The sequence below is a fragment of the Pyruvatibacter mobilis genome (assembly GCF_012848855.1).
Classification (GTDB): Bacteria; Pseudomonadota; Alphaproteobacteria; order CGMCC-115125; family CGMCC-115125; genus Pyruvatibacter; species Pyruvatibacter mobilis.
In genome coordinates, this window is sequence record NZ_CP051630.1 from 200,199 (window position 1) to 222,500 (window position 22,302).

Annotated in this window: 20 protein-coding genes (1 of these 20 cut by a window edge); 16 read left to right on the plus strand and 4 right to left on the minus strand. The window is 63.4% G+C overall.

Translation table 11 applies throughout. The annotated features are described in order from the left end of the window. The first annotated feature begins 335 nt into the window (after positions 1-335). The 4 genes from HG718_RS01020 (at position 336) to HG718_RS01035 (ending at position 3,704) form a co-directional block, all read left to right on the plus strand. Positions 336-1,253 (plus strand): peptidylprolyl isomerase, encoded by a 918-nt coding sequence (locus tag HG718_RS01020; protein ID WP_160586671.1) that lies wholly within the window; start codon positions 336-338, stop codon positions 1,251-1,253. Between the two features lie 70 nt (positions 1,254-1,323). Beyond that, positions 1,324-2,913, plus strand: a complete 1,590-nt coding sequence (gene argJ, locus HG718_RS01025) for a bifunctional glutamate N-acetyltransferase/amino-acid acetyltransferase ArgJ (RefSeq protein ID WP_160586672.1) — start codon at positions 1,324-1,326, stop codon at positions 2,911-2,913. Positions 2,914-3,084: 171 nt separating this feature from the next. Then, positions 3,085-3,519 (plus strand): (deoxy)nucleoside triphosphate pyrophosphohydrolase, encoded by a 435-nt coding sequence (locus tag HG718_RS01030; RefSeq protein WP_027841768.1) that lies wholly within the window; start codon positions 3,085-3,087, stop codon positions 3,517-3,519. Between the two features lie 14 nt (positions 3,520-3,533). Continuing rightward, positions 3,534-3,704: a Flp family type IVb pilin gene (locus tag HG718_RS01035; protein WP_244617579.1), complete on the plus strand. Its 171-nt coding sequence runs from the start codon at positions 3,534-3,536 to the stop codon at positions 3,702-3,704. Positions 3,705-3,722: 18 nt separating this feature from the next. Here HG718_RS01035 and HG718_RS01040 read toward each other — a convergent pair whose 3' ends face one another. Then, complete coding sequence (locus HG718_RS01040; protein WP_160586790.1) at positions 3,723-4,619, minus strand: class I SAM-dependent methyltransferase; 897 nt, start codon at positions 4,617-4,619, stop codon at positions 3,723-3,725. Between the two features lie 37 nt (positions 4,620-4,656). Between HG718_RS01040 and HG718_RS01045 the strand changes: the two genes are divergently transcribed. The 4 genes from HG718_RS01045 to HG718_RS01060 all read left to right on the plus strand — a co-directional run bounded on the left by HG718_RS01045 (position 4,657) and on the right by HG718_RS01060 (position 7,095). Next, positions 4,657-5,421: a ComFC family protein gene (locus HG718_RS01045; protein ID WP_160586673.1), complete on the plus strand. Its 765-nt coding sequence runs from the start codon at positions 4,657-4,659 to the stop codon at positions 5,419-5,421. A 70-nt stretch (positions 5,422-5,491) separates the two neighbouring features. After that, positions 5,492-5,746, plus strand: a complete 255-nt coding sequence (gene grxC / locus HG718_RS01050; protein WP_027841765.1) for a glutaredoxin 3 — start codon at positions 5,492-5,494, stop codon at positions 5,744-5,746. 23 nt (positions 5,747-5,769) lie between these two features. Beyond that, positions 5,770-6,618, plus strand: a complete 849-nt coding sequence (locus HG718_RS01055; protein WP_160586674.1) for a carbon-nitrogen hydrolase family protein — start codon at positions 5,770-5,772, stop codon at positions 6,616-6,618. Positions 6,619-6,642: 24 nt separating this feature from the next. After that, the gene (locus HG718_RS01060) at positions 6,643-7,095 is read left to right on the plus strand and encodes a DUF1178 family protein (protein ID WP_160586675.1); all 453 of its coding nucleotides are present in this window, start codon (positions 6,643-6,645) and stop codon (positions 7,093-7,095) included. Positions 7,096-7,107: 12 nt separating this feature from the next. Here the strand turns inward: HG718_RS01060 and ubiG are convergent, their stop codons facing one another. Beyond that, positions 7,108-7,884, minus strand: a complete 777-nt coding sequence (ubiG, locus tag HG718_RS01065) for a bifunctional 2-polyprenyl-6-hydroxyphenol methylase/3-demethylubiquinol 3-O-methyltransferase UbiG (protein WP_160586676.1) — start codon at positions 7,882-7,884, stop codon at positions 7,108-7,110. Between the two features lie 212 nt (positions 7,885-8,096). On the opposite strand from ubiG, the gene HG718_RS01070 reads away from it, so the two are divergent. From HG718_RS01070 to HG718_RS15730, 6 genes are all read left to right on the plus strand, one after another. Further along, positions 8,097-9,368 (plus strand): aspartate kinase, encoded by a 1,272-nt coding sequence (locus tag HG718_RS01070; protein WP_027841761.1) that lies wholly within the window; start codon positions 8,097-8,099, stop codon positions 9,366-9,368. 231 nt (positions 9,369-9,599) lie between these two features. Further along, a complete protein-coding gene (gene ptsP, locus HG718_RS01075) occupies positions 9,600-11,810 on the plus strand; it encodes a phosphoenolpyruvate--protein phosphotransferase (RefSeq protein WP_160586791.1) in 2,211 nt (736 codons plus the stop codon). A gap of 248 nt (positions 11,811-12,058) precedes the next feature. Continuing rightward, positions 12,059-13,183, plus strand: a complete 1,125-nt coding sequence (locus HG718_RS01080) for a helix-turn-helix domain-containing protein (RefSeq protein ID WP_160586677.1) — start codon at positions 12,059-12,061, stop codon at positions 13,181-13,183. A gap of 67 nt (positions 13,184-13,250) precedes the next feature. Beyond that, on the plus strand, positions 13,251-14,336 hold the full coding sequence (prfA, locus tag HG718_RS01085; protein WP_160586678.1) for a peptide chain release factor 1: 1,086 nt from the start codon (positions 13,251-13,253) through the stop codon (positions 14,334-14,336). Continuing rightward, a complete protein-coding gene (prmC, locus tag HG718_RS01090; protein WP_244624767.1) occupies positions 14,333-15,226 on the plus strand; it encodes a peptide chain release factor N(5)-glutamine methyltransferase in 894 nt (297 codons plus the stop codon). Before prfA ends, prmC begins: the two co-directional genes overlap by 4 nt. 533 nt (positions 15,227-15,759) lie before the next feature. Further along, on the plus strand, positions 15,760-16,293 hold the full coding sequence (locus HG718_RS15730) for a DUF4167 domain-containing protein (protein ID WP_373868277.1): 534 nt from the start codon (positions 15,760-15,762) through the stop codon (positions 16,291-16,293). Between the two features lie 6 nt (positions 16,294-16,299). Here the strand turns inward: HG718_RS15730 and HG718_RS01100 are convergent, their stop codons facing one another. Beyond that, positions 16,300-17,079 (minus strand): MOSC domain-containing protein, encoded by a 780-nt coding sequence (locus HG718_RS01100; protein ID WP_160586679.1) that lies wholly within the window; start codon positions 17,077-17,079, stop codon positions 16,300-16,302. Positions 17,080-17,385: 306 nt separating this feature from the next. On the opposite strand from HG718_RS01100, the gene clpB reads away from it, so the two are divergent. Together clpB and HG718_RS01110 are read left to right on the plus strand one after the other, a co-directional pair. Continuing rightward, positions 17,386-20,049 (plus strand): ATP-dependent chaperone ClpB, encoded by a 2,664-nt coding sequence (clpB, locus tag HG718_RS01105; RefSeq protein WP_160586680.1) that lies wholly within the window; start codon positions 17,386-17,388, stop codon positions 20,047-20,049. Between the two features lie 109 nt (positions 20,050-20,158). Next, positions 20,159-21,022, plus strand: a complete 864-nt coding sequence (locus HG718_RS01110; protein ID WP_160586681.1) for an alpha/beta fold hydrolase — start codon at positions 20,159-20,161, stop codon at positions 21,020-21,022. Positions 21,023-21,111: 89 nt separating this feature from the next. On the opposite strand, the gene HG718_RS01115 is transcribed toward HG718_RS01110, so the two are convergent. Then, on the minus strand, positions 21,112-22,302 hold the 3' portion of the coding sequence (locus HG718_RS01115; protein ID WP_160586682.1) for a peptidoglycan DD-metalloendopeptidase family protein. 600 nt of this gene lie beyond the right edge of the window; only the last 1,191 of its 1,791 coding nucleotides appear in the window; its start codon lies beyond the right edge, outside the window; it ends in the stop codon at positions 21,112-21,114.

The following is a 22,302-nucleotide window of genomic DNA, read 5'->3' on the forward strand; positions in this document are numbered from 1 at the left end:
GACCTTGAGCTGCGGTATGTGGAGGCCGGGGCGCGGGCGCCTGTCCGGACATCGGGAAATGCGTTCAAGCCTGCATATAACAAGGCATTTTCGGCCAGCATACAGGCCGCTGACAGATAGTTGGGGGCAACCACCCTGTCAACGCGGGCGCCTGCCGCAGGGCGGGCGGCGCGAGGGGGCCTTTGCGCCCCAGAAATGCCTGAAAATCCGTCATAAGTGCGGCTTGTGACAGGTCTTTCTTCATGCTGAAGATGCAGGCTGCGTCCTGCCAGGACCCTGGCGGCCCCCGTGTTCTGCGGCGTGGCCCTTGAATGACATGTGAACCGGAGTGACAGATGACCGGCCTTATTTCCTTCCGCGCAGATGCGCGCCTGCCCCGCAGCTCCAACCGGCCGGGCCGGCGCTGGCGCTGTCTGGCGCTGGCGGCCGGGCTTTCCTTTCCGGGTCTCGTTGCCGGTTCTGCCCTTGCCCAGGAAGCTGGCGAAGCGCCTGACGATGCGGTGATTGCGACGGTCAACGGCGAGCCCGTGCGCTATTCCGACGTCATCCTGGCGGAACAGGACCTGGCAGCCCAGCTCTCGGGCGTGCCGGAGGACGTGAAGTTTGAATATCTGGCCAGCCTGATGATTGACCGCAAGGCATTGGCGGACGAAGCCCTGAAGGCAGGTCTCGAGGATGACCCGGCGGTGCTGCGTCAGTTTGCCTATTACCGGGAGAAGGTGCTCGGTGACGTCTATCTCAACCGTCAGCTGGCCGATGCGGTGAGTGATGAGGAAGCGCGGACCTTCTACGACAAGCAGGTGGCGCAGATCGACGTCGAGGAGGAAGTCCGGGCTCGCCATATTCTGGTTGAGACGGAAGACGAGGCGCTGAAGGTGATTGGCCGCCTTGATGCCGGTGAAGACTTCGCGGCGCTGGCCAAGGAGATTTCGACCGGCCCCACGGGGGCGAACGGTGGTGACCTCGGCTTCTTCGTTGCAGATCGCATGGTGCCGGAATTCTCTGACGCTGCCTTCGCCCTTCAGCCTGGCGAGATTTCCAAGCCGGTGAAGTCCGATTTCGGCTGGCATGTGATCAAGGTCGAAGAGCGGCGCATGCAGCAGGTGGTGCCATTCGAAGACGTGAAGGAAGGCATCAAGGTCCAGCTCCGTGACGAGAAGGCCGCCCCCTTCATCGCCAGCGTGCGGGACAAGGCCGACGTCAAGTTCACCGGCGAGGAGACGGCGCGTCCGCAAATAGTACCGCAGCAGTAGAAATTGCCCGTTGCGGCGGGTACAGACTCATGTCTGATAGCGGCAGATCCATTTGCGGGGGCAGGCAGCCATGACCACGTCCGATCCGGCATCCGAAGCCACGGGTACCACGTCGCCGAAAGGTGCATCGAAGACGGCGCCAAAGAAGGCACGCAAACCGAAAGCGAAGCGGGCTGCGGGCAAATCGGTGAAAGCCGGCAAGTCAGTGCGGAAGACAGCCCCGAAAGCCAAATCGACCTTGCAGGGTGATCTTGCCTCCAACGCCGTCAGGAAACCGGCCGGAAAGAAGAAGGTGGCGGGGTCCAAGCGTCCGGCGCAGACAACCTCGAAGGGGGCTGCCGCACGCAAGCCCGCCCGCAAGAAGGCGGTGCGCAAGCCTGCTGGCCGGATCCCTGCAGCATCGGCGAAAGCGGCATTGCCGGTTTCACCGCTGGCGCCGGCCCGCTTCCCGGAAGTTGCCGATGTGCCTGGCGTGCGGATGGCAACCGCCCGGGCGCAGATCAAATACAAGACGCGCGAGGACATGCTGGTGGTGGCGATGCCCGCGGGCACCACTGTGGCAGGCGCATTGACCCGCTCCCGTACGGCCTCGGCCCCGGTGGAGTGGTGCCGCGCCAATCTTTCGAGCGGCGAAGGGCGGGTGCTGGTGTCGACCTCCGGCAATTCCAACGCCTTCACCGGCAAGGCGGGTGTCGAGACGGTCAAGCTGACTGCGGCAGCAGCGGCGAAGCTTGCGGCGGTACGCCAGAAGGACGTCTTCATCGCGTCCACCGGCGTCATCGGTGAGCCGATGCCCAACGAAAAAATACTCGAGACGCTGCCCAAGGCGTTTGACGCGCTGGGGCAGGGCACGTTTGAAGAAGCTGCCCGCGCCATCATGACGACCGATACCTTCCCGAAGGCATCGTCGCGGGTGGTCGAAATCGACGGTAGCCGGGTGGTCATCACGGGTATTGCGAAAGGCTCGGGCATGATCGCGCCGGACCTTGCGACCATGCTGTCTTACGTCTTCACCAATGCGTCGATTTCTCAGAGCGCGCTTGCTGCGTTGATGGACCTCAACCTGCGCGACAGTTTCAATGCCATCACGGTGGATAGTGATACGTCCACATCCGACACGGTCCTGCTGTTTGCGACAGGCCGGGATGCCGACGGCAACAAGGCCCCCTATGGGCAGATCACGCGACCGGGGGATCCCCGCCTGCGGGCCTTCCGGGCCGCGCTTGCAGAAGTTATGCAGGATCTTGCCAAGCAGGTGGTGCGTGATGGTGAAGGCGCCAGCAAGTTCATCACGGTGAAGGTCACAGGCGGCGAGAGCCACAATTCCGCCCGGCGGATTGCCATGGCAATTGCCAATTCACCCTTGGTGAAGACTGCGATCGCGGGCGAGGACGCCAATTGGGGGCGTGTGGTGATGGCCGTTGGCAAGGCGGGTGAGCCTGCCGAGCGTGACAAGCTGGCCATCAGCTTCGGTGGTGTCACGGTTGCCAAGGCTGGCCAGGCGGTTGACGGTTACGACGAAACGCCGGTGGCGCAGCATCTGAAGGGGCAGGACATCCTGATCGAAGTGGATGTGGGTGTCGGTAATGGCGAGGCGACGGTCTATACCTGTGATCTGACCCACGGCTACATCTCCATCAACGCCGATTACCGCAGTTAGCCGGGCACATCGTGGCAATTTGCCATGGTTAATGCGGGCTTACGGGCTGGGCAGGCAGGCACCTGGGGTGTTGGCGCCCGGGGTGTCGGCGGTTGTGTTCGTTTCTTCTTAACGGCGCGCGATGCACACTGATCAGAATGTGCTTCCCGCGCGTCATGTGCTGGCGGTCTTATGCGGATTGTTCTTGTTGCGGCCTGTGCGCTTGTTGATGCGGACGGGCGGGTTCTTCTGGCAAAGCGGCCTGCGGGAAAATCTCTGGCGGGGCTTTGGGAGTTTCCCGGCGGCAAGGTTGAATCCGGCGAGACGCCTGAAGAAACACTGATCCGGGAGCTGAAGGAAGAGCTGGGTATCGACGTTACGGCGGCGTGCCTGGCACCGCTTACTTTCGCCAGCCACACCTATGGAGGTGAGGCCGCCGGAGACGGGGCGGGTCCGGACGATTGGCATCTGCTGATGCCGCTTTATGTGTGCCGGCGCTGGTCAGGCACGGTTCAGCCGCTCGAGCATGAGGCAGTTGAATGGGTGAGGCCGGTCCGGATGCGCAACTATGACATGCCGCCCGCGGACGTCCCGCTGGTGGCGCTGATCAGGGATTTTCTGGGCTGAGGGACCTGAGACGGATGAACAAGATGCAGCACACGGGCTTCCGTTCGGATGATGCGGGCGCAACGGCCATCGAATACAGCATCATCGCCGCGGGCATTGCCGCGGTGATTGTTACGTCGGTCAACCTGCTCGGGGGTACGGTCAGCGGCATGTATGACCGGGTGGTCACGGCCCTTGGCGGCTGACCCTTGTGCTGTCCGGCGTTAGGGTTTTTCACCAGTCTTTATTTCATCCGTATTGAGCGCATCCGCCAGGCGCTGGGTTGCCGTGCCCGGGCGCAGCGGTTGTTGCTGGCTTTCGTGTGGTGCCCAGCCAGAGGCATAGACGATCTGGAAGGTCGCCGTGATCCTGCCGTCTGGCGCTGAGAAGCGCTCGGTGTAGATTTCGGCCATGCGCATGAGTGTGGAGCGGCGCAAGGGCTTGCGGCGCCGCGCATTGAGCACGTTTGTCTCTCCCATGCCGCGCAGGTCGCGGATAAGGCCGAAAACGGTTTCGTAGGTCACCAATTGCTGGTCGGCATCCACGACCGGCAGGGCGAAGCCTGCGCGCTGCATCAGTCCGCCCATGTCCCGGACATCGGCGAAGGGAAAGACCCTGGGGCTGACACCTCCCTCACATTCCGCCTCCGCTTCGGCCAGGCATGTGCGCAGTTCATGTAGCGTTTCGCCGCCGAACAGCGCCCCCAGGAACAGGCCGTCGGGGCGCAACGCACGTCTTATCTGGATGAGGGCACCAGGCAGGTCATTGAGGCGATGCAGGGCCAAGGCGCTTGCCACGAAGTCTACGCGGGCGTCGCCGATCGCCAGGTGCTCCTCGTTCATCACGGCGGCGGGGCGGGGGGCGTGGGCCAGCATGGCCTCGCAGCTGTCTGCATGAATGAGGGTGCTGAGCTTGCCGGTTGCGAGGAGAGGTGTGCGGAGTTCGCCGCCGTGGGCCCCGAGATCAAGGCCTATGTCAAAGGCGCGGTTGGCGTCCAGCAGGCGCTCGGCCAACTCGTCAGCGACGCGGGTCTTGAGAAAATTGAAGCCGGGCCACCCGGCAGCGGCACGGGTGCGGCGGTTGCGCAGCAACGCGGTGTCGAACGGGGCCTGTGGATTGATGTCACTCACGTTGCGTCAAATAGCTTACCATCGGCTCATGGGCAAAACGTTTGACCGGATGGGCGGCATGGTGCGGCGCGGGGGCGATGGTCTTCTGAGGCTAGCGCTGCCGCCCGTATGCCCGGTTACCGGCGACAGGGTGCTCGAATATGGCACCTTGTCGCCGCAGGCCTGGACGGAACTCACCTTCATCACCCGGCCCCATTGCCCGGTCACAGGCCTGCCTTTCGAGAGGGATCCCGGTGATGGGACCGTCAGCCCGGCAGCGCTCGCCAGCCCGCCCAGATATGACCATGCCCGCTCGGCGCTTCTCTTCGAGGGCAGGACCCGCCAACTGGTTCACCTGCTGAAATATGCGGATCGTACTGAACTGACGCAGATGCTTGGCCGCTGGATGGCACATGCGGGGCGGGACCTCCTGGCGGATGCCGACATGCTGGCCCCCGTGCCGCTCCATGCCGCGCGGCTGGTACGCCGGCGGTTCAACCAGGCGGCGCTTCTGGGACAGGCACTGCACCGGCTGACCGGGGTGCCGCTTGAGGTGGCGCTGCTTGACCGGGTGAAGGCCACCCGCAGCCAGGTCGGGCTGAGCCGGTCCGCGCGCCGACGCAATGTTCAGGGTGCGTTCGGTATTGCGCCCGGTAGGCGAGTGGCAGGTAAACACATTGTGTTGGTCGATGATGTGCTGACGTCCGGTGCGACAGCGGAGGCCTGCGCGGCTGTTTTGCGCCGTGCGGGTGCGGCCCGGGTGGATGTGCTGACGCTTGCCCGGGTTGTCGCGCCGCAAGACGTGCCCATATGATTGGCGCTGAACAAGGCACTTTCCCCAATTTCCAGACCAGCGGCGGCAGGACCGCCCGACAGGTGACGCCATGAGTAAGGTTCAAATCTACACGACCCAGATCTGCCCCTATTGCCACCGGGCCAAGGCGCTGCTGCGCGAAAAGGGCGTGAGCTATGACGAGGTGGACGTGATGGCGACGCCGGGCGCGCGGGACAAGATGATCAACCGCACCGGCCGTACCAGCGTGCCGCAGATCTTCATCGGCGACACCCATGTGGGCGGGTGCGATGACCTGTTCGCGCTGGACGCGAAGGGTGCGCTCGACCCGATGCTGGCTGGTTAGGCCGTATCTTGGGCGGGGGGCACATGAGCGAGAGGCAGCCGGCGTCGGCGCCATTCCGCGCAGCGTGCATCACGCTGTGTTCGGGCCGCGACCCCGTCCGCAATATTGAAGCGGCCAGCGATCTCGTCCGCGATGCTGCGGCGGACGGGGCGCAGATCGTCTTCACGCCAGAGAACACGCTGATCATGGAGGCCGGTGGCCGCCAGATCTTCGAGGTCACGAGGCCAGAAGACGAGACGCCCGCGGTTTCGCAGCTTGCGGCGCTAGCAAAGGATCTGGGTATCTGGCTCAGTGTCGGTTCGCTGGCCATCAAGGTGGCCGCAGACAAAGTTGCCAACCGGTCATTCCTCATGGGGCCGGATGGCCGGATCCATGCGCGCTACGACAAGATCCACATGTTTGATGTGGAGTTGCCCAATGGAGAGACCTACGAGGAATCCCGGAATTACCGGCCCGGTGGGGAGGCGGTGGTGGCTGATACGCCCTTTGGCCGCCTGGGTCTCACCATTTGTTATGATCTTCGGTTCCCGCATCTGTATCGCGCCTTGGCCAAGGCGGGTGCCTCTTACCTGACCGTGCCTTCCGCATTTACGCAGGTGACGGGCAAGGCGCACTGGCATGTGTTGTTGCGGGCGCGGGCAATTGAGACGGGGTGCTTTGTTTTTGCTGCCGCCCAGTCCGGTACACATGAGAACGGCCGCAAGACATTCGGTCACAGCCTCATTGTCGGCCCCTGGGGCGATGTGCTTGCCGATGGCGGCACGCAGACAGGCGTGGTAACCGCGGATATCGACCCGGCCCGGGTTTCAGAAGCGCGCGGGCGCATCCCGGCCTTGCAGCATGATCGCGATTTTGGCTTGCCGGACGCCTGAAACCGCGCCAAATCTCTATCCAAGATGATCCGTTACAGCCTCATATGCAGCAAGGGCCACGAGTTCGAGTCCTGGTTTGCGTCCAGCGATGCCTATGACACGCTGGAAGCAAAGGGGCATTTGTCGTGCGCCGTATGCGGATCGTCCAGGGTGCAAAAATCCCTGATGGCGCCTGCGATTGGCCGCAAGGGAAATCAGCAGGAAGATACTTCACCTGTGGCGCGGGCCGGCGATGGCGGAGAGGCGATGAAGGCCGCGCGGGAGCTGGCGGCCTTCATGGACAAGATCCGTGCCCATGTGGAGAAGAACGCTGAATATGTGGGCGACCGGTTCGCCGAGGAGGCGCGCGCAATCCACAACAAGGAAGCGGAGATGCGCCAGATTTACGGGGAAACAACACTGGATGAGGCTCGTGCACTCATCGAGGACGGTGTCGCCGTCGCCCCCATTCCGGCAGCGCGGCGCAAGGGTAACTGAGCGGGCGTCCGGTCAGGCCGTGGAACCGGGCTTTGTGGCGGTCATCATGTAATTGACGGCGGTGTCGCGGGACAGCGACCATTTATCCGCAAGCGGATTGTAGCTCACACCGGTGAGCAGGTCCGGCTTGAGGCCTGCATCTGTCATCAGCGTGCGCATCTCGTCAGGCGTGATGAACTTGCTCCACTCGTGGGTGCCGCGCGGCAACCAGCCCAGCACATATTCCGCCCCAACTACGGCCAGCGCGAAAGCGCGGGCGGTCCGGTTGAGGGTTGCGGTGATCATCAATCCGCCGGGCTTGAGGCAGGTGCCGCAGGATTTCATGAAGGCGCTGGTATCGGCGACGTGCTCGATGACTTCCATGTTGAGGATGACGTCGAACTGCTCGCCTGCCTCGGCCAGCGCCTCGGCGGTTGTGTGCCGGTAGTCGATGTCGAGGCCTTGCTCCCGGGCATGGACCGAGGCTGTCTTGATGTTTTTCTCGCCGGCATCCGCACCGGTCACCTGGGCACCAAGCCGGGTCATTGGTTCAGAGAGCAGGCCGCCGCCGCAGCCGATGTCGAGCAGGCGCAGGCCGTCCAGCGGCCTCGTGCTGTCGGTGTCACGGTCGAAATGGGCGCTGACTGTCTCACGGATGAAGGCGAGGCGGGTGGGGTTGAACTTGTGCAGCGGGCGGAACTTGCCGTGCGGATCCCACCATTCAGCGGCCATCGCCGAAAATTTTTCGATCTCGGCGGGATCAATCGTGCCGTTTGTGTGTTGTTCGGCTGGCTGCGCGCTCGACGCCATGGCGGGGACCCCTAAATACCGGACCGTGTCCGCTGCGGGAGTTGCGGCGGCCCGGGGCTGTCTGTATGTGTGTGCCGCGTTTGCGGCGGGCATGTGCTTATCCGCCGCGATCAAGGCCGGTGTCCACCGGCCGGTAACAGCAATTGAATAAAGGATATGGTGCAGCCGGGCGATGGGTCCAGCCATTGCCTGCGGGTGTGCCTAGAGGTCACATGGCGCGTTTGGTGCTGAAATTCGGCGGAACTTCTGTCGCGGATCTCGACCGGATCCGTGTGGTTGCCGCCCATGTGAAGCGCGAAGTGGACGCGGGCAACGAGGTTGCCGTCGTTGTGTCCGCCATGGCCGGGACGACCAACCAGCTTGTGGACTGGTGCAAGGGCGCGGCCAAGCTTCACGATGCCCGGGAATATGACAGCGTGGTGTCGGCAGGTGAGCAGATCACTTCCGGCCTCCTGGCGATCACGCTGAGCGATATGGGCGTACCTGCCCGGTCATGGCTTGGCTGGCAGATCCCTCTGCGCACCTCAGGCGTACATGGGGCGGCGCGGATTGAAACCATCGAGACCGAAGGCCTTGAGCAGGCTTTCGCGGAAGGCCGTGTCGCGGTTGTGGCCGGCTTCCAGGGTCTTGGTGAAAACAACCGCATCGCGACGCTGGGGCGCGGTGGGTCCGATACAAGCGCTGTGGCCCTCGCCGCGGCGCTTAAAGCGGACCGCTGCGACATCTACACGGATGTGGATGGCGTCTATACGACCGACCCGCGCATCACGCCGCGGGCGCGCAAGCTTGCCAAGATCACCTATGAAGAAATGCTGGAAATGGCCAGCCAGGGTGCCAAGGTGCTTCAAACGCGCTCGGTCGGCATGGCCATGACCCATCAGGTGCGCGTGCTTGTACGCTCGTCTTTCGCGGACCCGGACGACCCGCAGCTGGTTGCTGCGACCAACGGTACTGCTGATCTTCCAGGAACGCTCGTCTGCGACGAGGAGGAAATTATGGAACAGGAACTCGTAACCGGCATCGCCTATTCGCGCGACGAAGCCAAGATCACTCTCGTCGATGTCGAGGACAAGCCGGGTGTCTCCGCAGCCATCTTCGGCCCGCTGGCCGATGCGGGCATCAATGTGGACATGATCGTGCAGAACGTATCCGAAGACGGATCGATGACCGATCTGACCTTCACCGTTAGCAATGCGGAGCTGGACAAGGCCCGCTCTGTGATCGAGGGCGCCAAGGACGAGATCGGCTACCAGAACCTGATCTCCGATGGTGATGTCTCGAAGATTTCCGTGATCGGCGTCGGGATGCGCAGCCATACGGGCGTGGCGCAGAAGATGTTCCGTGCGCTGGCTGATCGCGGGATCAACATTCACGTGATCTCCACGTCGGAGATCAAGGTCAGCGTGCTGATCGCATCGGAATACACCGAGCTGGCCGTGCGGGCCCTGCACACGGCCTACGGGCTGGACGGCGAGGCTGCCTAACACGCAGCCCGCCGCCGCGTCGCCCTATAAGGGTGCATAGCGCGCACATTTGCTCCGGCATGGTATAAGGCTGCCGGCGATCACATTGGCACCACATTTTCCGTGGCAATAGCCTGGTGACGCCGCACGGGCGTTCGCCCATATCTGACAACCGCAGATTGACAGGATGGAGTGCCGGTGGTCGAGACCGCGCATGGTCCGCGCACATTGCTGAGACGCCTACGCGAGGTGATGGCGCAGTCGGGTCCTGCCGAGGACCGGCTGGAAACCGTCGTGCGCCTTATCGCGTCGAACATGGTGGCGGAAGTCTGCTCGATCTATCTGCTTCAGCCGGACAACCGGCTGGAACTCTATGCGACGCAGGGCCTGCGCGCAGAGGCGGTCCACAACACCTTTCTGAGCCTCGGCGAAGGCCTGGTGGGTACGGTTGCCAAGTCGGCGCGGCCCCTGGCCCTGTCACACGCCCAGCGGCATCCGGCCTTTGCCTACCGGCCTGAGACGGGCGAAGACCCGTTTCTTTCCTTCCTTGGTGTCCCGCTGCTGCGTGGCGGGCGTGTGCTCGGCGTGCTGGCGGTGCAGAACGTCACCACGCGCACCTACAAGCTGGAGGAAATGGAGGCGCTTGAAACCGTCGCCATGGTGCTGGCGGAGATGGTTGCCTCAGGCGAACTGGTCAATCTCGTCGAGCTGCATCGGGCGGAAGTGGCTGACGACCGGCGGATGCACCATTACGGTACCGCCATCTCGGAAGGCATCGCGCTGGGACATGCGGTGCTGCATCAGCCGCGCTTTCATGTCACGCGAATCATTGCCGAGGACAGCGATGAGGAACTGACGCGCATCGAGGATGCGGTGGGCAGGCTGCGGGCATCGGTGGATGCCATGCTGTCCGGGGATACGCTCGGGCGCGCCGGCGAGCACCGGGAAATCCTCGAGACCTACCGGATGTTCGCCAATGACAGCGGCTGGCTGGCCCGTCTGCGCGAGGCGGTGGAAAGCGGCCTGACTGCAGAGGCTGCCGTCGAACGCGTGCAGAACGAGACCCGTGCCAGGCTGATGCGCCAGACTGACCCCTATATGCGCGAGCGGCTGCATGACCTTGATGATTTGGCCAATCGGCTGCTGGGTCACCTTGTCGGTGTGCCGATGACGGCTGCGGGCGACAAGCTGCCGACAGATGCCATCGTCATTGCGCGCAACATGGGGCCGGCGGAACTGCTGGACTACGACAGTCAGAAGCTGCGCGGGCTCGTGCTTGAGGAGGGCTCGGCCACAGCGCATGTGTCGATCGTGGCGCGTGCGCTGGGCATTCCCATGATCGGCCGTGTCGCTGGCATCACCGATATTCTTGAGCCGGGTGACGCGGTCATCGCTGACGGTGACACGGGTGAGGTCTATGCGCTGCCGTCGCAGGACATCGTTGATGCCTATTCGGAGAAGGCCCGCTTCCGTGCCCGCCGCCAGGCGCAGTTCCGCAAATTGCGGGATACGCCCGCTGTCACCAAGGATGGGGAGCGCGTGGCGCTCAACATCAATGCGGGGCTGATGGTGGATCTGCCGCATCTGCATGAGGCGGGGGCTGACGGCATTGGCCTGTTCCGCACCGAGCTTCAGTTCCTCGTAGCGTCCGCCATGCCGCGCCTTTCCGAACAGCGGGCGTTTTACTCCCAGGTGCTTGATCAGGCGAAGGGCAAGCCTGTGACTTTCCGGACGCTGGATGTGGGGGGTGACAAGGTGCTGCCCTATCTGGCGCACGACAAGGAAGAGAACCCGGCGCTCGGCTGGCGGGCAATCCGCATCGCGCTGGATCGGCCGGCGCTGCTTCGCTACCAGTTCCGCGCATTGCTGCAGGCCGCCTCGGGGCGCCATTTGCGGCTGATGTTTCCGATGGTTGCAGAGGTCAGTGAGTTTGAAGCGGCCCGGGCGATGCTGGATCGTGAACTGACGCGTCTGGACAAGGTGGGGCAGGCGCGCCCTGCGAGCCTTGAAGTAGGCTCAATGCTGGAGGTGCCGTCCCTTGCCTGGCAGCTCGATGCGCTTCTGCCGATGGTGGATTTCATTTCCATCGGGTCCAACGACCTGTTGCAGTTCTTTTTTGCGAGTGATCGGGGCAATACGCGGGTTGGCGATCGCTATGACCTTCTGAGCCCGGCTGTCCTGTCTTTCTTCCGGCACGTGGTTGCACGGTGCCGGGCGCATGATGTGCCCATCAGCCTGTGCGGGGAGATGGCGGGACGCCCGCTCGAGGCCATGACGCTGGTTGCGCTGGGGTTCCGCAAGCTGTCGATCCCGCCTGCGGCTGTCGGACCGGTCAAGGCCATGATCCTTGAACTGGATGCGGCTGACCTGTCGGCTTTCCTGGGCGACAAGCTCGATCGGCCTGACCGGACCCTGAGGCCGTTGCTGACCGACTACGCCCGTGAGCGGGGTATCCCGCTCTAGGTGTTGGACTGCCGTGCCGCAGCATGCTCTAAGCCATTGCGGATACGGATGGTTTTTTGTTTAGTAACCATATGCTGAAAGACTTGTCGGTCTGAAATGACGGGCTGTCGTGTCATCAGGCGCATATTCCAGGGGGCGCCAGGGTGATGCATGGCAGACTGGCCGGGCTTTTCCGGCCATTCACCCGTGCGCATGACGCAGACCGGGTGGCCGTCCAGGGAATACGGCACAGGGGATGACGGGCCACAATGAGCAAGGTGACCAAGCTCAATCTTGAAGACGCAGCGGTGCGGCCGACAAGGCGCCTGCACCTGCGCGACATTCAGGACGATAATCCGGAACCGCGCGGCACCAGCGGCGCTCAGATGCACGCTGCGCGGCTGGCCGTCGGCGAGGATGTCGGCACGGTTGCCCAGAAGCTGCGTATCCGGCGCCAGCACCTGGAAGCCATTGAAGGCGGCGACTTTGACGCCCTTCCGGGCCGGGCCTACTCAATCGGCTTCGTGCGCAGCTATGCGGAATATCTCGGCCTCGATGAGGTCGAAATGGTCGCCCGCTTCAAGGAAGAGTTCGATACCGCACAGACACAGGCTGCGGCCTTCAACTTCCCCGTCGCGGAGGAAGAATCCCGCCTGCCGCGGGGTGCGATGATTGTCATCGCCGTGCTTGTGGTGGCGGCCCTTTACGGTGTCTGGTCGCTGACAGTTTCCGTCGATCGCATGGTCGAGGGGCGGACGGCTGCAGAGCCTTCGGTCGTACCGTCAACGCGGGTTACCACGCCGGAGACAGCACCGGAAACAGATCAGGGCGTTCAGGCGCAGCCTTCCGATCTTCCGGTTGTTGTGCCGTCCGTTGCGGATAATACAAGTCCTGGCGACGCCTCATCTGCGGAGGTTGCACCAGCGGCGGAGCCGTCTGAAGAGGGTGTTGCCGACCCGGCAATCGGGGATGCAGCCGCGGAAGCGCCTGCTTCCTTAGATGACGCCTCTGCGGAAACGCCTGACCAGCCAGTTGAGCCCGTTGCTGCGGCGGCTGATGCCGAAGATCAGATTTCGCCTCTCGAGACAGGGCCTGAACGGGCGTGGGAGGGGTTCGTCTATGGTCAGCAGAACCATGACAGCCGGATTTTCATTCGCGCCAATGCCCAGACCTGGGTGAGGGTTGAGGATGCCGACGGCAATGTGCTGCTGTCGCGTACCCTTCGGGCCGGTGAGAGCTATCGCGCGCCGGACCGTCCGGGGATGGTGCTGGCCACCCGCAATGCGGGGGCACTGCAGCTCTTCGTGGACGGCAAGCCGGCTGGTACGGCGGGCAAGCCGGGCGAAGTGAAGGCTGATCTTCCTCTTGATCCGGCGTCGCTTTCGGGGCAGTAGCGGGGGTCCAGTGGCGGCCGAGAAGGCCCCCTGATGCCTCCACCACCCCAAGCAAGCGTTGGCGCCCATGCTCTCCGAGCAAAAGATTGATCAGATTCTAGGCCGCCAGGCCGAGATCGAGCGCAAGATGTCCGAGAACCCCGACCCGGACGCCTATGTGGCGCTGTCGAAGGAGTTCTCTGACCTGCAGCCGGTGGTGGCTGCCGTGCGGAAGCTCAGGGACGCCCGTACCGAGCTCACAGATCTCGACACGATGCTTGCCGACAAGGGGCTCGACGACGACATGCGCGAGATGGCGGAGGAAGAGCGTGCCGCCTTGCGTGACAGCGTGCCTGAACTCGAGCACGAGATCTCCATCCTGCTGCTGCCCAAGGACATGGCGGATGAGCGCAACGCCATTCTGGAAGTCCGGGCCGGTACCGGCGGCGATGAAGCTGCGCTTTTTGCCGGCAACCTCTTCCGCATGTATCAGCGATATGCCGAAGTTCATGGCTGGAAGATGGAGATCATCTCCATGTCCGAAGGCGATGTGGGGGGGTACAAGGAAATCATCGCCGGTGTGCGCGGTGAAGGCGTGTTCGCCCGCATGAAATTCGAGTCCGGCGTCCACCGTGTGCAGCGCGTGCCTGAGACGGAGACGTCGGGCCGCATCCATACATCGGCTGCGACGGTTGCTGTTCTTCCGGAGGCGGAGGAAGTGGACGTGCAGATCGAGGAGAAAGATCTGCGTATTGATGTGTTCCGTGCATCGGGCCCCGGCGGCCAGTCTGTGAATACCACCGACAGTGCGGTGCGGATCACCCATATTCCCACCGGTATCGTCGTTTCGCAGCAGGACGAGAAGTCCCAGCACAAGAACCGGGCAAAAGCGCTGAAGATTCTCCGTGCCCGTATCTTTGACGCAGAGCGCGCCAAGGTTGAAGCGGAGCGCGCAGCGGCGCGCAAGGGGCAGGTGGGGTCCGGGGACAGGTCGGAGCGCATCCGCACCTACAATTTTCCGCAGGGCCGTGTCACCGACCACCGGATCAATCTCACGCTGTACAAGCTGGACCAGGTGATCGCCGGTGACGCGCTGGACGAAGTCATTGATGCGCTGATTACCGAGGACCAGGCCGCGCAGCTTGCCGCCCTCAACGAGGTGGAAGAGGCGTGAACCGGGATGATCCCTTACCGGATCATCGCCTGACCATCGATCAGGCTCTTTTTGCCGCGCGCCGCCTGCTGGGGCAATCCGGCATTGAGACCGCCGCGCTGGATGCGCGCATCCTGCTGCAATGGGCGACGGGCCTGACGGCCGAGCAACTTGTCATGCGCGGTGGGGAAGAGCTGCCCGATGATGCCGGCAAGCGGTTTGAGGAGGCGATTGCCGCCCGCAGGCGGGGCATGCCGGTCTCCCGATGGATGGGGCGGCGTGAGTTCTGGGGCATGGATCTGGTGCTGGGGCCGGAGACACTGGACCCGCGGCCCGATACAGAGACCCTCGTGGCTGCCGTGCTGTCCCGGCTGGGACGGACGTCTCGGCCTTTCATCCGCGACATGGGAACGGGAACAGGTGCCATCCTCCTGGCGCTTCTGAAGGAGCTGCCGCGGGCGCGCGGGCTTGGGTCCGACCTGTCCTTTGGCGCACTGAAACAGGCACGATTGAATGCGAACGCCCTCGGGTTGTCCGGCAGGGCCGGGTTCTTGCTGTCGGACTGGGGGGCGGTCCCGGCACGCCGTGCTGATGTGCTGGTGTCAAACCCGCCTTACATCGCCCGGGGGGAGCTTGCAGGGCTTGCGGCCGATGTGCGCCATCATGATCCGCGCCGGGCACTCGATGGTGGTGCGGATGGGCTGGTGCCTTACCGGATACTCGCCAACCAACTTGGCGGGCTGGTGCATTCGGGCGGGTTGATTGCGCTGGAGATCGGTTATCGGCAGGGGGAAGATGTCTTGTCGATTCTCAAGCAGGCCGGGGCGGATGTGACCGGTCGCGGCTTGGGGCTTGTCTACGACCTTGCAGGGCGGCCTCGTGTGGTTGTTGCGCGTGCGCCACGCCGTTGACGGGGCGTTTACGGTGTCTTCAGCGATGGGCAAAAAGGGCTTGGATTGGGCCGGGCGAGAGGCTAGGTTGAACTCAAGGGGACACGCGCATATGTGCGCTACGCACAGCTGCGAGGCCTTTTTAGGCGCTCTCCTGCTCACCAAAGACCGCTGAAAGCATCCGATCGGTAACGGAAGACCTGTGTGCTGCGCAGGGGATGCGATTACAGCGAACCGGTTTTCCGGCAACGGGAACGGGCAGGTGGAAGCAGCCAGGGGCATTAATCGGGAAGCAGCGGATCAGGTCGGGATACGAAGCGGCGCGCTGACATCAGCGTCCGATGCGCTTTGAGACCCGCTACAGGCATTTTCAAGTCAGGATGCCTGTCCGCTGGGCAGCCGGGGGCGGCTGACATGTTCCGGGGAAGATTTTCCGGCAGGGCGGCATCGGAACGATGCGCTGCCAGAGCGGCCGCTTCGGCTGGCCGGTATTTGACTGCCGCACCGTCAGTAGCGGTGTGGCGCCCTTTTTGACCACGCAACGGGAAGTGACAGTGGCAAACAACCCCAAGAGATCACGCGGCCGCGGGCGCAAGCCGGGCAACAATGCCAACCGGTCCTATGAGAGCAACGGGCCGGACGTGAAGATTCGCGGCAACGCGTCTCACATCAGTGAAAAGTACCAGCAGCTTGCCCGGGATGCGGCGGCAAGCGGAGACCGGGTGGCGGCGGAAAATTATCTGCAGCACGCGGAGCATTACTACCGGCTGGTGCTGGCAGCCCAGCAGCAGTCGCAGGAACAGCGCGAGCAGCGCGAGGCCCAGCGGGCAGCTTCCGATTCGGACGGCGATGGCGATACGGATGCCAAGGCTGATGGCGACAAGGGCGAGGGGGGTAACCGCCGCCGCTCGCGCCGCCGCCGCGATACCGTCAAGGAAAAGACCGAGGCCGGCGCCGACAATGCGGGCAACCGCGAGGACGGTGACAAGACAGCATCGGGTGATGGCGACGCCGAGGTCGAGGTCATCCGCCCGGCAAAGGCGGCCCCGGCCGACAGCGATGAAGATAATCTGGCTGAAACGGCCTGATACCGATCAGGCGGGCGGCGTCAGTACGTCGCCCGCCGCGAGATCGCCGTCCTCGAGGATCTCGCAGTAGATACCCATATCCATGTGGCCATAGCCGAGCTTGAGGGCCTGGGGCAGGTTCATGTCGCGCTCCGCGGTGCGCGGGTTCACATTGGTGGCGGCACAGCGCTGGGTGCGCAGAACACCCTTCACCTTCAGACTGCCAAGGGAGAATGTCCGGTTCTCCCATTCAAGTTCTGACCAGGCGGGCAGACCTTCCACATAGACATTGCCGCGGAAACGCATGGGGTCGACCGGCTGGCCGGTGACGCGCTCGAGATCACGCACGCTATCCAGGTTGATCAGGGACAGGACGGGCATCGGCACGTCGGAAAAGGAAAAGCCCGGCCCGGTGTCGCCTGCCACCGTCACCATGCGGGGCGGGCCGCGAAGCTCGTCTTTCATGTAGCTGGCCAGGAAATGCTCAATGAGCTGACGGCCGATGCGCGTGGTGATGTCGCCGCGGGCAACCTGCTTGCCGTCGCGCATGATGGTGAGCACGCCGCTGTCATCATCAAACTGCGTGTCGAGGGTGGCCAGCCGCTCGTCCTTCATCAGCATCAGGAACTTGGTCTTCGGGAAGTATTTCGGTGCCGCCGGGTCGAAATCCGCCGTGCCGTTCTCCACGGCAAAGGCCCGGTCCCAAGGCATGGTGCCGCCAGCCTTGAGGGCTACCCTGTCCAGTTTTTCCGCCGACAGGCCTTTTACGGGATAGCGGTACAGGGCGGTTACATGCGGCTCGGCCATGAAAGTTCCTTCTGCCTGCGGCGCGTGTTCCGCCGGGGTGCCTGCTTTGGATCAAGGCGCAGGCGGTGAACCCGATGGCAACCTTGTTCCTGTGCAATGTCAAACCGCACAAGGGTCCCGTTCAGCGGAGAGAAAGAGCCGAATTCCGCTGCGCCGGGCCTTGTGTGGCTGAAATGGCACACCACATAGAGAGCACGGGTTCGTGCCGGGTTCGGGCGGGCCCGAGACCATTCGATTTTCCGGAACGTTGCCTGAACAGGGACGTTTGCAACAGTGCCAATTCTGGGCTGAAAAAGAGGGACCTCGATGAAACTCGAGAACTATACCGACCGCGTGAAGGGCTTTCTGCAGTCCGCGCAGGGTCTGGCCGTTCGTGAAGGCCATCAGCAATTCAAACCCGAACATGTCCTGAAGGTCCTCCTCGACGACGAGGAGGGGCTTGCAGCCAATCTCATCCGCAAGGCGGGCGGGCGGCCTGATGTCGCCCTGCAGGGCGTCGAGCTTGCGCTCGACAAGCTGCCGACGGTGGAAGGTGCCGGGGCGGGACAGCTTTATATGGCGCCTGAAACGGCGCGGGTGTTCGACACAGCCGAAGAGATTTCCAAGAAGGAGGGTGACAGCTTCGTCACCGCCGAGCGCGTGCTGTTGGCTCTCGTCATGGCGACGCAGACGGAATCAGGCCGTGTGCTGAAGGAAGCAGGTGTGACGCCTGCGGGCCTTAACGCGGCCATTCAGGATCTGCGCAAGGGGCGCACGGCAGATACGGCCGGGGCCGAGGATCAGTACGACGCGCTGAAGAAATATGCCCGCGACCTCACGCAGGTGGCGCGGGACGGCAAGCTCGACCCGGTGATCGGCCGGGACGAGGAAATTCGCCGGACGATCCAGGTGCTGTCGCGCCGGACCAAGAATAATCCGGTCCTGATCGGTGAGCCCGGCGTCGGCAAGACGGCCATCGCCGAGGGCCTCGCCTTGCGCATCGTCAATGGCGATGTGCCCGAGAGCCTGAAGGACAAGAGCCTGCTGGCGCTCGACATGGGCTCGCTGATTGCGGGCGCGAAATACCGCGGCGAGTTCGAGGAGCGGCTCAAGGGCGTGCTCAACGAGGTAACCGCGGCCAATGGCGGCATCATCCTGTTCATTGACGAGATGCACACGCTTGTGGGCGCGGGCAAGACGGATGGCGCGATGGATGCCTCCAACCTGCTGAAGCCTGCCCTGGCACGCGGTGAACTTCACTGCGTGGGTGCCACTACGCTTGATGAGTACCGCAAGCATGTGGAGAAGGACGCAGCGCTTGCCCGCCGCTTCCAGCCGGTGATGGTTGAGGAGCCGACGATCGAGGACACGATCTCGATTCTCCGTGGTCTGAAGGAAAAGTACGAACTTCATCACGGGGTGCGGATCACCGATTCGGCCATCGTCGCCGCCGCCCAGCTGTCTGACCGGTACATCACCGAGCGGTTTCTGCCGGACAAGGCGATCGACCTGGTGGACGAGGCGGCCAGCCGCCTGCGCATGCAGGTGGATTCCAAGCCCGAGGAACTTGATGAACTCGACCGGCGGCTGATCCAGCTCAAGATCGAGCGCGAGGCGCTGAAGAAGGAAACGGACGCGGCATCGCAGGACCGTCTGGAAACGCTGGAAAAGGAACTGGCCGATCTGGAGCAGCGGTCGGCGGAGCTGACCGCGCGCTGGGAAGGCGAGAAGGAGAAGCTTGCCGGCTCGCAGAAGCTCAAGGAGGAGCTTGACCAGGCGCGCAGCGAACTGGAGAAGGTGCAGCGCTCGGGCAATCTGGAACGCGCCAGTGAGCTTGCCTATGGCATTATCCCGGAGCTTGAAAAGAAGCTGGCTGACAGCGAAAGCACCGAATCAACCGCGATGCTGGACGAAGAAGTGACCGACCAGGACGTGGCCGGCATTGTGTCGCGGTGGACGGGTATTCCCGTTGACAAGATGCTGGAAGGCGAGCGCGAGAAGCTTCTGCAGATGGAAGACGCGCTGGCGGACCGGGTGATCGGCCAGAAGGAGGCCGTGGCGGCTGTCAGCCGTGCGGTGCGGCGAGCCCGGGCGGGGCTTCAGGATCCCAACCGGCCCATCGGCTCGTTCATGTTCCTGGGCCCGACAGGCGTAGGCAAGACGGAGCTCACCAAGGCGCTGGCCGGCTTCCTGTTTGATGACGATACGGCCATCTGCCGCCTCGACATGTCCGAATACATGGAGAAGCACTCGGTGGCCCGGCTCATCGGGGCGCCTCCCGGCTATGTGGGCTATGAGGAAGGTGGTGCGCTGACAGAATCCGTCCGCCGCCGGCCTTACCAGGTTGTGCTGTTCGACGAGATCGAAAAGGCGCATCCGGATGTGTTCAACGTGCTGCTGCAGGTGCTCGATGACGGACGCCTGACGGACGGGCAGGGACGCACGGTCGATTTCCGCAACACGCTGATCATCATGACGTCCAATATGGGCGCGGAATACCTGGTGGCGCAGGCGGAAGGCGAGGATTCGGATGCCGTGCGGGACCAGGTGATGGGCGCGGTGCGGATGCATTTCCGCCCCGAGTTCCTCAACCGGCTGGACGAGATCATCCTGTTCCATCGCCTCGGCCGGGCGCAGATGTCGGGCATTGTGGATATTCAGGTTGCCCGCCTGCAGAGCCTGCTTGCCGGGCGCAAGATCACCCTGGACCTCAGCGAAGAGGCCAAGGTGTGGCTGGGCGACAAGGGGTATGACCCCGCCTATGGCGCACGCCCACTCAAGCGCGTGATCCAGCGCGCCCTGCAGGACCCGTTGGCGGAACTGGTGCTCGAGGGGGCGGTCATGGATGGCGAAACCGTCAAGGTGGAAGCCGGTGAAGGCGGCCTGATCATCAATGGCCGCGAGGTGGCCGGTGACCTGTCGGGTTTCGGCTCCGGGCTCCCCACGGGTGTTCCGGGCGGCGATGAACCGGAAGCACCGGTCGTACACTGACAGTCTCACTGAAGGAGCAATTGGCTCCCGCGAATGCAGACGGGCGGTCCTAGAGGCCGCCCGTTTTCTATGGCCAGCTTGTCAATCAGGACTGATTACGGGGGTACGGATGAAAAAGACGCTCATTGCAGGTGTGGTGCTTGTTGTGGTGCTGGGAGGCGGGTTTTTGTTTCTCAATGCCAGCACCAATGGGATTGCGGGGTTCTACCTGTGGAGTGCCCTGGGAGGGCGTGTGCAAGCGGCTAATGTGGCCGTCAATGGCACGACGATCCACGTGGAGACGTTTGGGGATGCGGAGAGCGCCCGCCGCCCGGTTCTGGTGCTGCATGGCGGGACGGCCTTCCTTGAGACCATGCACGCGCAGATCACGCTCCTGGCGGACGACAGGTTGGTCATCGCGCCGGACAGCCGGGCGCATGGGCGATCAGGCGACGTTGACGGTGTTGCGCTCACCTATGACCTGATGGCCGAGGACATGACTGCGTTGCTGGACCACCTCGCTATTGAAGAGGTGGATATTGTCGGGTGGAGCGACGGCGGCAATATCGGGCTGATCATGGCCATGACAGTGCCGGAGCGGGTGGGACGCCTCGTGATGTATGGCTCCAACGCGCATTACAGCGCTGTCGACTCGGCTTTAATCGACAGGGACCCTGACAGCGAAACCTGGGCGAGTGTGAAGTCGTTCTATGACAGCGTAGCGCCTGAGCCCGCGCATTGGCCGGTGGCGCTGGGCAAGATCATCGACATGTGGGCCACCCGGCCGACCCTTGAGATGGCGCAGCTTGCGGATGTCGGGTCCCCTGTTCTGGTGATGGCTGGTGAGTTTGATTCCATTGACGAAGCTCATACGCGGGCCATGGCAGCGGCGCTGCCCAATGCGGAGCTGGTGATTGTGCCGGGGCAGGATCATTTCGCACCGCTGATGGCGCCGGAAACGGTGAACCCGCATATCGAGGTATTTCTCAACTAACCGGCCGGGGAGCAGGCAAGAAAAAGGGCGGCTCCCGGGTGGGGCCGCCCTTTGTTGTTTGCTGCCGGGTTGTTTAACGCCGGGAAGCGCTATTCGACAGAAGCGTCGTCGTCCGTGGTGACCGCGCTTGCGGTGGTCACCGGCTTCAAGGATTCGACCTGAGCCATTTCGGCCTTCATGCCGTCGCGGGCCTTCTTGAAGGCTGTCAGGGCCTTGCCCTCCAGCTTGCGCCCGGTCGGGACGCGGATCTTCATCGGGTTCACCTTCTTGCCCTTCACGTGCACTTCGTAGTGCAGGTGCGGGCCGGTGGAGCGGCCGGTGGTGCCCACATAGCCAATGGTCTGGCCCTGCTTCACGCGGGCCCCCGGAGTGATCCCCTTGCCGATGCGGTGCATGTGGGCATAGGCCGTCTCATAGCCGTTGGCGTGGCGGATCTTGACGTATTTGCCGTAGCCGCCATTCCAGCCCGCCTTGACGATGGTGCCGTTGCCGGCGGCATAAATCGGCGTGCCGGTCGGGGCAGCAAAGTCAGTGCCCGTGTGCATCTTGGTGTAGCCCAGGATCGGGTGACGGCGCTTGCCGAAGCTCGAGGAGATGCGGGCACCGTCGATGGGCGTGCGCATCAGGAACTTCTTGGTGCTGCGGCCGTTGGCGTCGAAATAGTCCACCGTGTCTTCGCCCGGAATCTCGAAACGCCAGAGACTCAGCGGCTTTCCGCCCGTGTCGAGGGAGGCGTAGAGGATGTCGCCGGACTTCACGAATTCGCCGTCCTCGTCAGCGTATTCAGAGTAATAGACCTCGAAGCTGTCGCCCTTGCGGATCTCGCGCTGGAAATCCACCGAGTAGGAATAAAGCTTGGTGAAGTCCACCATGATGGCGTTGGGAACGCCCAGGCGGCCCGCGGCGCCGAACAGGCTGCCCGCGATGGTGCCTTCGGCCCGCACAACGCGCTTTGTCAGTTCACGGAAGACTTCCCGCGACGTGAAGGCTGTTTCCTCGGCGTCATAGGCGACGTTGAGGGAGCGTTCGCTGTCCGCCTTCAGTGTGAAGCCGATCAGCGACGGGGCGGGCGGGGTGATGTCATGCTCATCAACGGCTGCGACTTCGATCGGGAGCGTTTCGAGCTCGATCGACATGGTCTGGCCGATCTTGAGGTCCCGCGGCTTGAAGTGCTTTGCCAGCGCATTGACGGCGGCGCGGGCGTCGTCAGACGCAACTCCCAGCTCGGTCAGAACGCGGCCGAGCGTGTCACCGCTTTCGATGGTGTACTCGACGGTCTG